Origin of the sequence: Paraburkholderia strydomiana, assembly GCF_046030495.1 — a bacterium.
GTDB classification, from domain to species: domain Bacteria; phylum Pseudomonadota; class Gammaproteobacteria; order Burkholderiales; family Burkholderiaceae; genus Paraburkholderia; species Paraburkholderia strydomiana_A.
This window is the reverse complement of sequence record NZ_JAQQCJ010000038.1, coordinates 1-13,442: the sequence shown is the minus strand read 5'-3', so window position 1 is coordinate 13,442 and position 13,442 is coordinate 1. Positions and strand designations below refer to the sequence as shown.

Below are 13,442 nucleotides of genomic sequence, written 5' to 3'. Positions count from 1 at the left end.
CGGGGACGGGAGAGGGCGCTCGCGCAAAGCCGGCGCCCGCTCGAATCGATCCGGATTCCTCGCGCAATTCGCGCAATCAACGGTAAAGCTATCACCAGAATGCAAAAACAATCGTTGCTGAATACCCTCCTTGCCAGCCGCGGCGACGTCCAGGCTGCCCGCGCGCGGCTCTCTGCCGCAAAGGCGCGTGCTGACGAGCTCGAGCCCTGGCTCCGCGCGTTCACATCGCGAGCCGACACCTATGACGTGGCTGCCGCAGTCAACGGACCGCTCGCCGGCCTGCCGGTCGGTATCAAGGATCTGATCGATACACGCGACATGCCGACCGCCTACGGGTCGCCGGTCTATCGCGGACACCAGCCTTCGGCGGACGCGCGTATCGTCGGGTCCATCCGACAGGCGGGCGGGGTGATCTTCGGGAAGACGGTGACGACCGAGTTCGCCTGGCGTGAGCCAGGACCCACGGTCAATCCGTGGAACCGACTGCACACGCCGGGCGGGTCGTCGAGCGGCTCAGCGGCCGCCGTGGCCGCCGGCATCGTGCCGCTTGCGCTCGGTACGCAGACCGTCGGCTCGGTCATCCGGCCGGCCGCTTACTGCGGAGTCGTCGGCTACAAGCCCAGTTTCGGCAAGGTGTCCCGCGACGGTGTGCATCCGCTGTCCGGCTCGCTCGATCATGTCGGCTTTTTCGCGCAGACGGTGGAGGGTGCGGCGCTCGCGCATGCACTCTTCGTCGAGCACCGGCCGGAGGTGTTGGCGAGCCTCGATGCATGGGCTGCATGGTTTCCAGCCAATCCTCCAGCCAAACTGGGCGTGTTGCGCACGCCCTTCTGGGACCGGGTGCAGCCGGCACAGAAGGAGAACTTCGAGGCCTCGCTCGAGCGTCTGCGCACCGCCGGCGCCACCCTCGTCGAACTTGAATATGGCGCGGATATGCAGGCTATGGTCGACTCGGTGCAGGTCATTGCGTGCGTCGAGGCGCAGCGCTCGATCGGCCCTACCGCCGTCAGGCATCCTGAGCTCGTCAGTGGGCACATGCATACGCTGATTGCGGCTGGCGCGGCAACGCCTGCCGCTGAGTACGAGGCTGCCATTGCGCTGCAGGCGCGGTTGCGTCGCGAATCGAAGCCGCTGCTTGCCGGATGCGACGCGCTCGTGACCCTGTCGGCGCCCGGTGAGGCACCCGCAGGGCTCTCGGACACAGGCGACGGGATCTTCTGCGCACCATGGAGCCTGACAGGCAGCCCAGCCGTGACCGTGCCGTCAGGCCGCACCGCAAATGGCTTGCCGCTTGCGTTCCAGGTGGTCGGCGAGTTCGGGGCCGATCTACGCACGCTGCAGATCGCGGCCTGGGTCGAAAGCCAGCTGCAGGCGCAATGGCCGGACTCGTCCGTATCGGCTGGGCATCCCGAAGCGGCATCCGCCTGACGGGTCGCGAGTGCGCCACTGTCGGTTATAGTGCTCGGCATGCACTAACACGGCGACGCGGCACAAAGGAGGAGACGTTGAGCAGGCCCTATCGAACCATCCAGGAATACGTGCTCGGAACATTGAGGGCGGAGATTCTGAAGGGAGTGTATCCGCCGAATACTCGTCTCAGACAGGAAGAGGTGGCCAAGCGCCTGGACGTCAGCACGACGCCTGTGCGCGAGGCGTTTCGCGATCTGCGTGCCGAGGGGCTGGTGTCGATCGACCCGAACCGGGGCGTCGTCATACGCGGTCTCACTGCGGAAGACGTGAGCGAGATTTACGAACTGCGCATGCTGCTCGAGCCCATGCTCGCGGAGCGGGCCTGCCGGCAACTCGCGCCTGCCGATCTCGCGGCGGCCACGGTGTGTCACGCAACCATGCGCGCGACCCCGTCGTCCGAAAAATGGGCGTTGCTCAACGTGGAATTCCACCGGCACCTGATAGGGAGTCAGGAGAAAACACGCCTGTTCGAGATCGTCGAGAGCCTCTCGGGTGTCGCGCGTCCCTATGTGTCGCTGGCGATGCACGTCAAGGAAGACCTCATGGAGAGTAACAACCGCGAGCACGCGCAGCTGTTGGACGCCTTCCGGGCGGGCGATGCGCTGTCCGTACGCGAGCAGAGTCGGATACACCTCGAAAACACGCGCAACGCGATCGTCGCCTGTGTCACGCAGTGGGCGCCGACGGAGGTCGCCCACGGCTAAAGCGACCCAGGCGGTGCGCCTGGCGTGCGCTCGCTTGGGGGCGCAGGTGGGACTAACCGGTTGGCCGCGGCGCGTAGGCCGTTGCTGTCGCCGTGAACGGGACGCCCAGCTAAGCCAACGCTTATTCCAGGAACACACAAGATATGGACAATTCGCTGGTTTCCCTGTCGGCGGTGACAGCCCGTGAACTCATCGGGCGGCGCGAGCTTTCTCCGGTTGAACTGCTCGACGCCTGCATCGCTCAGATCGAGGCGATCAACCCGGCCGTCAACGCCGTGGCGGCGACCTGCTTCGAGCGAGCGCGCGAGGAAGCGCGGCGCGCGGAGTCGGCCGTTGCGCGCGGCGAGCCGCTCGGCCCGCTGCACGGGCTGCCGCTCGGTGTCAAGGATCTGGAGGAAACGGCAGGCCTTTTGACCACCTACGGTTCGCCGCTTTTTCGCGCCCACGTGCCGGCGCGCGATAACGCGTTCGTGGCTCGCCTGCGCGCCGCGGGCGCGATCGTGACCGCCAAGACCAACACACCCGAGATGGGCGCGGGGGCCAACACGCGCAACGTGGTCTGGGGCGCTACCGGCAATCCGTTCAATCCGTTGTTGAACGCTGGCGGCTCTTCGGGCGGCTCGGCCGTCGCGCTCGCCACCGGTATGCTGCCGCTCTGCACGGGCACGGATACGGGTGGCTCGCTGCGTATTCCCGCGGCGCTTTGCGGCGTGGTGGGATTCCGGCCCTCGCCGGGCCTCGTGCCGATCGACCGCAAGGTGCTCGGCTGGACGCCGATCGACGTGAGTGGGCCCATGGGGCGCAACGTCGCGGACACCCGGCTGCAACTGGCCGCCCAGGCCGGCTTGCATCACGCCGATCCGCTCGGGTATCCCATCGCCGGGTCAGCATTCGGGCATGGCGCGCCACTCGACGTCAGCAAGCTGCGTATCGGCTATACCGAAGACTTCGGCATGTGCGCTGTCGACGACGCGACGCGCGCGACCTTCCGCGCGAAGATGGCGGCGATCGCGGGCTACGTCAAGCTGTGCGAGCCGGTGGATCTCGACATGGGCGAGGCCGACCGTACATTCGACGTGATTCGCGCGCAGAACTTCCTCGCCAGTTTCAGGGAGACCTACGAGCGCGACCCATCTCTGCTCGGCCCGAACACGCGCGCCAATTACGAAATGGCGCAGGCGATGTCGCTTCGCGACGCAGTGTGGGCGCATGCGGAACAGACGAAGATTTTCCGCCGCTTCCAGGCGAAGTTCGACGACTACGACCTGATCGTCTCGCCTACCTCGTCGATCTCACCGTTTCCCTGGTCCCACTGGCATCTCGCCGAGGTCAATGGCCGCCCGCTCGACAATTATTACCGCTGGGTCGCGCTCACCTACGTCGTCACGCTGCTCACGAACCCGGCCCTGTCGCTACCTTGTGGTACCGATCACGCGGGCATGCCTTTCGGCCTGCAACTCGTCGGTCCGTTTCGCGGCGACGCGCGGCTGCTCGACATGGCCGAGTCGCTTGAAACCGCGCTGCGCAATAACGCGGCACTGAACCGTCCGCTCCCCGATCTTCGCGCGCTTTCGTCTACGGTAAGCGAACTCAAGTCGATCGTGACCGATCCGCCCGTGCTGACGGTGACGGGCGGCCAGGATGCCGGGCTGGTGCGCACGCGCGTTCTTTGATGTTCAGGCCGGGCGGAGTGCCTCTAAATGAGCATCCGACCGGTATTGCGCCGAGGGTGTCGGGCGGACCCACAGCGGCCCTTCGCTGCGCCATGAGTTCAATGGCAGCTTCAAGATCGCAGCCATTCGAGGACACGTGGCTGCCGACGGCGCCTCGGCCACCCGCCAACCCGCAGACGCGAACGCCAGACGCGCGGCTTTCGCAAGGCGCGTCGTACGCAGGCGTTTCTCTCTTGCCTGGGCCCGATCCGGCAGCACTTCGGGTTACCCAGACATCGGATTGAACGCGGCATGTCATCGTGCCGTACTTCAGGAACGTTTCGCCACATGGCATGATCGGACTATCACTGCAGCAGGCGATAAGGTTATTTAATAAGGATAACTAGCCGTAGGCCACACAGGTACTCCACGCGCGCTAACTTGACAGAGCCGCGCGAAGACACATTCGCTTATCCACGGGCCTTTCCCATTCGGCGGTTGTTTGCACTGGTTTGTTGGCTTTGGGCCGGACGACGCAATAAAAGTCGTGCGCTGGCTTAATGAATACGCTGTTGATCTCGCTGAGATATCGGGCGGTAGTTACGAAAGCCCCGCCATGCAGGGCAGTCCGGAAAGCGCGAGAACTCGCGAGCGTGAGGCTTATTTCATTGACTTCGCCCGAGACATTGTCGCGGCTGCTCGAATGCCGGTGATGGTCACGGGCGGGATACGCAGACGGGCAGTGACGGAGGCCGCCCTTACAGCTGAAGACGGTCGTCCAGGCGTCGCTATTGTCGGGATTGGCCGGGCACTCGCCTATGACCCAGACCTTCCTGCGAAATGGCTGCATGGAGAACTAGCTGTTGAGTTGCCATCGGTAAGTTTCAAGAAAAAGGCTCTCAACAATGTCGCCAGCATGGCGCTTGCAAAGCTGCAATTGCGAAGAATGGGGGATGGTCTTTCACCAAAGTCGACTGCCTCGCTGCTGTTTACATTAGTCGCTGAACAAATCCGAACGAAGACGCGGTCAAAAGAGTACCGACGCTGGCTTGCACAAAGGGAACGCTGAGTTTCGACAGATAAGCTCATTCGATCGACGTCTCGCACGCTGTTGAAAACTTGCAGTGATAGGGCAGTATCGCTCCAGTATTAAGAATAGCTAAGCTATGAAAGAGTCGAACGACAGGGGTGAGATCAACGTTGCCCGCGCCGGGCAGGAGGCCCTGAGGGCGGTCGAATACGAGTGCTGAACCAACTCATCGACCAGTGCCTGCGAGAGGAGCGGTCCTCTGCGGGTCTATCTGCGGATAGACCCGGGCCGCTCGCATTCCTGCCTACGGAATTCGCACGCCTGCCCGAGCGACGCTTCAGAAAACCGGGCAGCACAGCCCGGCATTCGGCCTTCAGAGCCGTATGGCCTCGAGATCTCTCGACGTTGGACTGGGTGTTAACACGTAGTGGCGTTAAATCATAAAAATATGGCAGCCAAAACGTAAATCGCTTCGGCGGATTGCCGTATCTTCGCCGAACTGATCAATCTCCCGTCGCGCCTGAACGTGCCCGATGCGGAGCTGATACATCCGTCATTTACGGGGGAAGGGTGCGAAGTTTTCTGTTGCTCGACGCTCCGTTGACGACAGGACTTTATTAGCACCCCCTGATTGTTTCCTTCCCCTCAACCCGCGCCTGGAGACCATGCCATGAACTTTCTCGACGGTTCCCTCTACACCGAAAACCAGCAACCTTTGATCATCACCGCCGCGCCTTACGCGCCGTCGTGGGTGCCCTCCGACTTTCCCGAGGACATCCCCGTCACGATGGACCAGCAGATCCAGAAGGCGGTGGATTGCTACAACGCCGGCGCCACGGTGCTGCACCTGCACGTGCGCGAACTCGACGGCAAGGGCAGCAAGCGTCTGTCGAAGTTCAACGAGTTGATCGCCGGCGTGCGCAATGCCGTGCCCGAGATGATCATCCAGGTAGGTGGCTCGATCAGCTTCGCACCCGAGAGCGAAGGCGCCGCGGCCAAATGGTTGAGCGACGACACGCGCCACATGCTGGCCGAACTCGACCCCAAGCCCGACCAGGTGACGGTGACGATCAATACCTCGCAGATGAACGTCGTTGAGCACTGGGAAGATGCCGACGTCAAGGGCACCTCCATGGCGGACCCCGAAGTCTACAACGCGTACAAGGAGATGACGGTGCCGGCGCAGCCGGGCTGGGCGGAGGAACACATCCGTCGCCTGAACGCGGCGGGCATTCAGAGCGCGTTCCAGTGCTACAACATCAATAGCTTCGAGTCGGTCGAGCGTCTGATCCGGCGCGGCATCTACAAGGGTCCGCTGGTGATGAACTGGGTGGCGATCGGCGGCGGCATGGATGCACCGAATATCTACAACCTGGCCAACTTCGTGCGCGCCACGCCGGATGGCGCGGTGCTGACGGTGGAGAGCTCGATGCGCAACGTGCTGCCGGTCAACATGATGGGCATTGCCATGGGCCTGCACGTGCGCTGCGGCATCGAGGACAACCTCTGGAACCAGTCGCGTACGAGAAAGATGAGCACGGTCGAGCAGATCGAGCAGCTGGTGCGCATCTCACGCGAGTTTGGCCGCAAGGTGGCCACCGCCCAGGAGGCGCGCGAGATCAGCAAGATCGGCGTGTTCTACGACACGGTGGAAGAGACTCTGCTTGCCAACGGTTTCGCGCCCAACCGCAACGGTGGCACGCAGGGCTTCCTGCGCAAGGTCGTTTGAACACGTGAGCCCGGCGGGCGTGTTGCACGCCCGCGAAAGGCGCGGATCGAGCGGGGTAGTCTCCTCGGTCCGCGCAAGCCTCTGATGGCCGATAAGGCCGACGTGCAATCGCCAGGCGCTTTTCCCATCCCCAGCCGGATCGGACGAGTAGAGTACCCCGTTCGCGCAACGCGGAAGGGCAAAAGTCAGCGCATTCGCCGGCCTGCGCCGCAGCCTGACAGGCATCGCGCACGCACACTCGAGCACGCCACGGAACGTCCGTTCATTTCGCCTGGCCACTACGCCAATCACGCGGCGTCATACCGAATTGCGCGGTGAACCAGTTCGTAAAAGAACCCTGCTGGGTGTAGCCGAGCAGCGCTGCGACCCGCCCGATCGGGTAGCGGGCGTTGCTCATATAGCGTATCGCCAGTTCCCGCCGAACTTCCTCGACAAGCGTCGAGAAGCATGTGTCGGCCGATCCAAGTTGCCGCTGCATGGTGCGCACGCTCAGATGCAAATGCCGAGCCACCAGCTCGACCGTAGCCTGCTCGACGGGCAGCAGCAGATAGATCGCCTTGCGCACTTCCTGCTCGATCGAATCCGCGGCTGCTGCGTTCAGCGGTGTAGCGAGGCTTTCGGCATACCGAACCAGTTCGAGGTCGGCGGCCGGATTCGGGTAGTCGAGCTCGGCGGCCGCGCACACGAGCCCGTTGAAGTCGCTGCCGAATTCGAGCGGACAGCCGAAAAAGCGTCGATGAAACGTCAGATCAGCCGGCCCCCGATGAGTGAAATGCACGGCGCGCGGTTTCCAGTAATTGCCGAGCAGCGCGCTGGAGTGGCGCGCGAGGACCCCAATCGCCAGTTCGATCGCCTGCTTCGTCGGCGTACCCGGGGTGACGGCCAGTTCCTCCCGGATGGTGACCGTTTCCCCCGAGTCTTCGATGTAGACGGCCAGCGCTTCGTTGAGCAGGTGCCGGAATTCTGCGGCCGCCCGCAGCACCTCGCGCAGCGTGCGTTTGTGCGCGAGCAACACATTGACTACGCCGGTGCCGAACTTTTGCCGGGTTTCCGCCATCTGCAGCGCGAACGTCGGGCACGAGGCCTTGTCGGCCGTGATTTCGAGTAGCCAGCAGCACGCGGCGGCCGGGACACGATCATCCGGATTCGCGAGCGCCGCGGGATCGATCCCCACCTGCTGGATGAGTTCGATCGGATTCAGTCCGAGCCGCCGCGTCACATCGAAATAGCCGCTCATCGCTACCGAGCGCAACATCGTTTCCATCGCATTGCCTCCGTAGATCCCAATGGGAGCGCTTTGCCTTCCGACGTGAGATGCCCGCGGCAACGAATACCGGTGTTTACGCGCAGTGGCATCGCCCGCTAAAAGGATGGCGCCTGATCATAAAAGTGTAATGCGCGATGGTCGTATTGTGCGAGCAGGATGTGAGTTTCGCTCCGGAAAGTTTTCAGGCGTTTCGCGCGTGAACCCCGGCGCGGGACTGTCACCGGCAAGACCGTTTCAACGAAGCCGCATGACGACGAAGTGGATGCCTGCCGGTGCGCCGCGAGGGCGACTGGATATTCAGAATCGGCCATCGTCTGCTGCGTGGCAGCACGGCAGCCAACCAGATAAACACGAGATAGACGCGAAGGAGACGAATGATGCTCATGCAGCACGTTGAGCCCACCACGGGAGAAGTTTCAGCAACACAAGCCGATGTACGCCCCTATGCCTGGGTGGTATTCGCCTTGACGGTCGGCTTGCTGCTTTCCGACTACATGTCGCGGCAAGTGTTGAATGCGGTGTTCCCGCTGCTCAAGGCCGCCTGGGGTCTTTCCGACACGCGGCTGGGTTCGCTCAGCAGTGTGGTCGCGCTGATGGTCGGCGTGCTCACGTTCCCGCTGTCGGTACTGGCTGACCGCTGGGGCCGCGTGAAAAGCATCGTCCTGATGGCGGCCATGTGGAGTCTCGCGACGCTGGGCTGCGCGATCGCGACGAACTACGGCGAAATGCTGCTTGCGCGCGCCTTCGTCGGCATCGGCGAAGCGGCTTACGGCAGCGTCGGCATCGCGGTTGTCCTGAGCATCTTTCCGGTGCGGCTGCGCGCCACGCTCACCGGCACCTTCATGGCGGGCGGCGCGTTCGGTTCGGTGCTGGGCATGGCGCTCGGCGGCGCGGTCGCCGCTCAGATGGGCTGGCGTCCCGCATTCGGCGCGATGGCGGCCGTGGGAATCGTGCTGGTCATCATTTACTGGCTCGTCGTCACCGAAAAGCGTCTTGCGCCGCTCCAGGTTGCGAGCATGGGTAATCAGGGTCTCGGTGTGCGCATGAGTTTTCGCGCGCTGATGAAGGGGCTCTTTTCGACGAAGTCGGTCGTATGCGCCTACCTCGGCAGCGGTGTTCATCTGCTCGTGCCTGCTGCGCTGTGGGCGTGGATGCCGAGCTTCCTGAACCGCTACTACGGGATGCAGACCGGCAAGGCTGCCATGGGCGCCGCAGTGTTCGTGCTGGTGACGGGCCTCGGCATGGTGGTGTGCGGCAATCTGGCCGACCGGCTCGGCAAGCAGTCACGGGAAAGAAAGTGGGGCACCGCGATCGCGATCTGCCTCGCGAGCTTCACGCTGCTCGCGATCGGTATTCACCTGCCGGCGGGTCCGCTGCAACTCGTGCTGATCGGCGCCGGCATGTTCTGCAGCGCGGGCGCGAGCGGTCCCTCGGGCGCCATGGTGGCGAATCTCACGCCGCCGTCGATTCATTCGTCCGCGTTCGCCACGCTGACGCTGGCGAACAATCTGCTCGGCCTCGCGCCCGCCGCGATTCTGACGGGCGTCGTCGCCGACCGGATCGGGCTGCTCGGCGCGTTGCAACTGGTTCCGTTTGCGTCGCTCATTGCCGCGGTCGCGTTTTTTATCGGCAAGCGCAACTACTCCGCCGATCTGGACCGCTTGGACGCACTGCGCGACCGGGCCGCCCGCTAAACAACGGTTCCGCACTGCTTTTCAACGATTTGGGTCTGATCGGCGGGGCTTCGCACCGGCGGTCAATGAACCCGCTACACACGCCGATCCGGTAGAACCGCGGCAGGCTTGCTGCGACGGATTGCGCACGTGGTCATCGCCGATCGGCACGCGCCGCAATGACGGGCGCGGGGCCGTAGCGACGGACCCAGCGCGGGGCCACACGAATATTCAGGAGAACAAGGATGCAAGGTTTGATGATGCAGCAACCGCTATTGGTGGCTTCGCTGCTCGTACACGCCGATCGCCATCACGGCGATCAGGAAATCGTTTCGCGGCGTGTCGAAGGAGACATTCACCGTTACCGCTATCGGGATCTTGCGCAACGCGCCCGCCGCATGGCCAATGCCCTCGCGGCGCTCGGCATCGAGCCGGGCGAGCGCGTCGGGACGCTGGCGTGGAATGGCTACCGGCATATGGAGTTGTACTTCGCGGTGTCGGGGTCCGGCGCCGTGTTGCATACGCTCAATCCCCGGCTGCACGTCGACCAGCTGGCCTACATCATCGAGCACGCGGAAGACCGCGTGGTGTTTTTCGATCTGACTTTTCTGCCCTTGATCGAGAGCATTGCGTCTCGCGTCAAAAGCCCGAAGGTTTTCGTGGCGATGACCGATCGCGAGCACATGCAGCAGACGTGTAGCCAGTCCAGCATGCTGATGTGCTACGAGGACCTGATCGATCTTCAGAGCGATGAGTTCGACTGGCCGCTGCTCGACGAGAACAGTGCGTCGTCGCTCTGCTACACCTCGGGCACGACCGGCAATCCGAAGGGCGTGCTCTACAGCCATCGCTCGACATTGCTGCACACGTACGCGGCGGCGCTGCCCGACTCGCTGAACTGTTCCGCACGCGATGTGATTCTTCCCGTGGTCCCGATGTTCCATGTGAATGCGTGGGGGCTGCCTTACATCGCCTGCATGGTCGGCGCGAAGCTGGTGTTTCCGGGGCCGGCGCTCGACGGTCAGTCGCTCTACGAACTGATCGAGACGGAACAGGTCACGCTGTCGGCCGGCGTGCCGACGGTCTGGCAGGGACTGCTTTCCCATGTCGCCGAACGCGACGGCGCTTTCTCGTCGATGCGCCGTACGATCATCGGCGGTGCGCCGTGTCCGACGGCGATGACCGTGCAGTTTCAGGAGCGCTATCACGTCGACGTGCTGCACGCGTGGGGCATGACGGAATTGAGCCCGGTCGGCACGGTATGCAGCTTCAAGGCGCATCAGTGCGCGCTGTCCGGCAATGATCGCTACGCGCTTCAGGCCAAGCAGGGCCGCTCCGTGTTCGGCATCGACATGAAGATCGTCGATCCGCAGGGCGACGAGCTGCCGTGGGACGGCAAGGCGACCGGCGACCTGCTGGTGCGCGGTCAGTGGGTGGCGCGGCAATACTTTCGCAGCGACGACGTGTCACCGCTGCGAGACGGCTGGTTTCCGACCGGCGACGTGGCGAAGATCGATGCCGACGGCTTCATGCAGATCACGGATCGCAGCAAGGACGTCATCAAGTCCGGCGGCGAATGGATCAGCTCGGCCGACATCGAAAACGTCGCGTGCCTGCATCCGCAAGTGGCGATGGCGTCCTGTATCGCCGCGCGTCATCCGAAGTGGGATGAACGGCCGTTGCTGCTGGTCGTGAGACAGCCTGGAAGCATGCTCACCGGAGGCGACTTGCTCGCCTTCCTCGACGGCAAGATTGCGAAGTGGTGGAAGCCGGACGCCGTGATTTTCCTCGAAACGGTCCCGCTCGGTGCGACCGGCAAGGTGCTTAAGCACCAGTTGCGCGAGCAGTACGGGAACTACTACCTGTCGGCTCTCGCGCCCACCTGAATACATCGCGGATGAATTCAAACGATAAACCTAAAAACCAAAGGAGACAGAATGAAATCGAAGTTGAAGTTGAGCAGCGCTGCGGCGCTGCTGATGTTCGTCAGCGCCGCCCAGGCCCAGTCGACAGTCACCCTCTATGGCGTGCTTGATACCGGATTTCTGTATCAGAGCACCTCGGCGGCGACGTTCCAGCCCACCGCCCGCAACCTGGGGCACGTCTATCAGCTCAAGGACGGCGGCATCTATTCCAGCTTCTGGGGCATGAAGGGAAGCGAGGATATCGGCGGCGGCTACAAGATCAATTTCAAGCTGCAGAGCTCGTTCAACACGACGACCGGCAAGGCCGGTCTGTCCGACACGCCGGGCGCGGTCGCGATCTTCAACCAGTTCGCGACGATCGGCGCATCGGGTCCGTTCGGCACGTTCGACGCCGGGCGGCAGATCATTCCGATGATCTACGCGATGTCGGAAACCGATGTCCGTGGCGCTCAATACTTCGGCAGTATTCTGACTGCGTGGCTTGGGGTCAATCAGGCGGCCGGTTGGCCCGGCACCAGCACGAATGCCCCGATCGGCGCGCTGTACGACAGCAATGCGCTGGTGTACAACTCGCCGAAATTCTATGGCGCGTCGCTCGCGCTCGAATACGCGCCGGGTGGTGTGGCCGGCCACTTTCAGGGCGGTACACGCGAGTCGGCGGTGCTCAAGTACTCGAACTATGGTTTGAATCTTGCGGCCGTGTATTACAACGGACACGACACCAATCCTTATCCGCTGAACTATCCGGCAGCGCCTGCCGTGCCCGCGACGGGCCAGGCCAATAACCGCTTCTACTATTTCGGCGCGATGTACACGATCGCCGGATTCTCGCTATCCGGCTCGTACGGCGTGGGCAAGAACCCGGCGCACAGCGATACTGCGGACTTCGAAATGATTTCGGCCGGTCTCGGCTATCAGTTCAATACGCGCTTCAAGATCACTTCCGGCTTCTACTACCTGAAGGACCGGAACCATTCGGACAATCACTCGAGCGAAATCGCGGTGGGTGCGGAATACAACCTGTCCCAGCGGACCCGGGCGTACGCGCAAGTCGGCTACGTCGACAACAAGGGGACCATGAACCAGACGATCATCTATGGGGTTCCGGTTGCGCCAGGCGTCTCGACCACGGCGGCCATGATCGGCATTCGCCATACCTTCTGATTCCGCCATCCACAACCGGAGTATTCAATGAAGAGCATTCAGACTTTCAAGCTGGCTGTTGGACTCGCCGTCATGGCGACGTGCATGAGCGCATGGTCCCAAAGCAGCGCACCGGCCAGCGCGTCTGTGACGGCGGCATCGGGTTCGGCAACCGCGCCCGTAGGACGGAAGGCGAATCGCGCGCTGCGCCGGCAGGTTTATAACGCGATCGCGAAGCAGAAGGACATCAGCGCCGGCAACATCAGCGTGGTCGCCAAGGACGGCGCGGTGACGCTGAGTGGTACGGTCGAGGACGCTTCCCAGGTGGGCAGGGTCGTGGAGATCGCGAGGGGGGTTCCCGGAGTTACTTCGGTCACCAACAAGTTGACCGTGGAGAAGCCGTTTGGCGGTATGTGACCTGCTGTAGTCGACGCGGAGCGCGCCGGGCGGCCGCGTCGATCCCGACTGTCTGTGTCGAAATCCGAACGGGCTTTCTCCGGAGAGAACCTCGAGTCCGGCTGCATGGGTGGTTCACGGTCCGTGCCGGCGCTGCTTCGCAGATACCGCCGCTCATGGCGGCTACATGCGCTGTGCACATGTGTTGAGGGTCAGTGGCAATACTATCGCCGAAGACCACATGGCTTGCTTTATCGCCGGCCGTTGTGGTCTCTGCCTGCAGCTCTCGCGCGACGAACACTGCAAGCTCAACAGGCGGTACATCTTTTCGGGCTTCTACCGAACTTCCCAATGACAGTGCCGCGTGTCACGAGAACGACTTCTCGTGACACGCGGCACGTCTTCATTTTAATGACTATGCGGGCATCGTTTTCGATGCCCGCATAGTCATTC

General features: G+C 63.0%; 10 protein-coding genes and 1 pseudogene. 10 read left to right on the top strand and 1 reads right to left on the bottom strand.

The genetic code is table 11. The annotated features are described in order from the left end of the window. Nucleotides 1–99: 99 nt before the first annotated feature. From PQQ53_RS32585 to PQQ53_RS32565, 6 genes and pseudogenes are all read left to right on the top strand, one after another. Nucleotides 100–1,428, top strand: a complete 1,329-nt coding sequence (locus PQQ53_RS32585) for an amidase (RefSeq protein ID WP_408149101.1) — start codon at nt 100–102, stop codon at nt 1,426–1,428. 110 nt (nt 1,429–1,538) lie between these two features. Continuing rightward, on the top strand, nt 1,539–2,174 hold the full coding sequence (locus PQQ53_RS32580; RefSeq protein ID WP_408328693.1) for a GntR family transcriptional regulator: 636 nt from the start codon (nt 1,539–1,541) through the stop codon (nt 2,172–2,174). Between the two features lie 143 nt (nt 2,175–2,317). Beyond that, complete coding sequence (locus tag PQQ53_RS32575) at nt 2,318–3,847, top strand: amidase (RefSeq protein ID WP_408328690.1); 1,530 nt, start codon at nt 2,318–2,320, stop codon at nt 3,845–3,847. A 159-nt stretch (nt 3,848–4,006) separates the two neighbouring features. Next, nucleotides 4,007–4,220, top strand: a pseudogene (locus PQQ53_RS35085) (IS6 family transposase); the annotation flags it as partial. A gap of 108 nt (nt 4,221–4,328) precedes the next feature. Next, on the top strand, nt 4,329–4,895 hold the full coding sequence (locus PQQ53_RS32570; protein WP_408328687.1) for a beta/alpha barrel domain-containing protein: 567 nt from the start codon (nt 4,329–4,331) through the stop codon (nt 4,893–4,895). A 631-nt stretch (nt 4,896–5,526) separates the two neighbouring features. Beyond that, nucleotides 5,527–6,585 (top strand): beta-keto acid cleavage family enzyme, encoded by a 1,059-nt coding sequence (locus PQQ53_RS32565; RefSeq protein WP_121317756.1) that lies wholly within the window; start codon nt 5,527–5,529, stop codon nt 6,583–6,585. 262 nt (nt 6,586–6,847) lie between these two features. Here the strand turns inward: PQQ53_RS32565 and PQQ53_RS32560 are convergent, their stop codons facing one another. Beyond that, nucleotides 6,848–7,849 carry an AraC family transcriptional regulator gene (locus tag PQQ53_RS32560; RefSeq protein WP_408149093.1) on the bottom strand — a complete coding sequence of 334 codons (1,002 nt, stop codon included), beginning with the start codon at nt 7,847–7,849 and terminating at the stop codon, nt 6,848–6,850. A gap of 380 nt (nt 7,850–8,229) precedes the next feature. Here PQQ53_RS32560 and PQQ53_RS32555 point away from each other — a divergent pair, with 380 nt between their 5' ends. The 4 genes from PQQ53_RS32555 (at nt 8,230) to PQQ53_RS32540 (ending at nt 13,010) form a co-directional block, all read left to right on the top strand. Then, on the top strand, nt 8,230–9,546 hold the full coding sequence (locus PQQ53_RS32555) for an MFS transporter (protein WP_408157137.1): 1,317 nt from the start codon (nt 8,230–8,232) through the stop codon (nt 9,544–9,546). A 224-nt stretch (nt 9,547–9,770) separates the two neighbouring features. Further along, on the top strand, nt 9,771–11,411 hold the full coding sequence (locus PQQ53_RS32550; protein WP_408328684.1) for a 3-(methylthio)propionyl-CoA ligase: 1,641 nt from the start codon (nt 9,771–9,773) through the stop codon (nt 11,409–11,411). A gap of 51 nt (nt 11,412–11,462) precedes the next feature. Further along, a complete protein-coding gene (locus PQQ53_RS32545; RefSeq protein ID WP_408149087.1) occupies nt 11,463–12,614 on the top strand; it encodes a porin in 1,152 nt (383 codons plus the stop codon). A gap of 27 nt (nt 12,615–12,641) precedes the next feature. Continuing rightward, nucleotides 12,642–13,010 carry a BON domain-containing protein gene (locus tag PQQ53_RS32540; protein WP_408149085.1) on the top strand — a complete coding sequence of 123 codons (369 nt, stop codon included), beginning with the start codon at nt 12,642–12,644 and terminating at the stop codon, nt 13,008–13,010. Nucleotides 13,011–13,442: the final 432 nt, after the last annotated feature.

What these genes read in the sequence shown, in the direction of transcription:
- PQQ53_RS32550 (WP_408328684.1), top strand. Translation starts at nt 9,771, where the DNA reads ATGCAAGGTTTGATGATGCAGCAACCGCTATTGGTGGCTTCGCTGCTC.
- PQQ53_RS32585 (WP_408149101.1), top strand. Translation starts at nt 100, where the DNA reads ATGCAAAAACAATCGTTGCTGAATACCCTCCTTGCCAGCCGCGGCGAC.
- PQQ53_RS32560 (WP_408149093.1), bottom strand. Translation starts at nt 7,849, where the DNA reads ATGGAAACGATGTTGCGCTCGGTAGCGATGAGCGGCTATTTCGATGTG.
- PQQ53_RS32575 (WP_408328690.1), top strand. Translation starts at nt 2,318, where the DNA reads ATGGACAATTCGCTGGTTTCCCTGTCGGCGGTGACAGCCCGTGAACTC.
- PQQ53_RS32555 (WP_408157137.1), top strand. Translation starts at nt 8,230, where the DNA reads ATGCTCATGCAGCACGTTGAGCCCACCACGGGAGAAGTTTCAGCAACA.
- PQQ53_RS32545 (WP_408149087.1), top strand. Translation starts at nt 11,463, where the DNA reads ATGAAATCGAAGTTGAAGTTGAGCAGCGCTGCGGCGCTGCTGATGTTC.
- PQQ53_RS32540 (WP_408149085.1), top strand. Translation starts at nt 12,642, where the DNA reads ATGAAGAGCATTCAGACTTTCAAGCTGGCTGTTGGACTCGCCGTCATG.
- PQQ53_RS32565 (WP_121317756.1), top strand. Translation starts at nt 5,527, where the DNA reads ATGAACTTTCTCGACGGTTCCCTCTACACCGAAAACCAGCAACCTTTG.